At 48.7% G+C, this 228-nt stretch carries 1 tRNA gene and 1 rRNA gene; both read right to left on the reverse strand.

Annotation, left to right across the window (positions count from 1 at the left end):
* Positions 1–3: 3 nt before the first annotated feature.
* Positions 4–80, reverse strand: a tRNA-Ile gene (locus ACSIPU_RS31470).
* Between the two features lie 72 nt (positions 81–152).
* A 16S ribosomal RNA gene (locus ACSIPU_RS31475) occupies positions 153–228 on the reverse strand; the annotation flags it as partial.

Raw genomic sequence — 228 nt, forward strand, 5'->3', positions numbered from 1 at the left:
ATTTGGTAGGCCTGAGTGGACTTGAACCACCGACCTCACCCTTATCAGGGGTGCGCTCTAACCACCTGAGCTACAAGCCTGCAGAGATTTTCTTACTGCTTATTTTTCATCAGACAATCTGTGTGGACACTACAAAGGCAGGTTCTTTCAGGTAAGGAGGTGATCCAACCGCAGGTTCCCCTACGGTTACCTTGTTACGACTTCACCCCAGTCATGAATCACAAAGTG

It is taken from the genome of Klebsiella sp. HN106, assembly GCF_051209435.1.
Classification (GTDB): Bacteria; Pseudomonadota; Gammaproteobacteria; order Enterobacterales; family Enterobacteriaceae; genus Klebsiella; species Klebsiella oxytoca.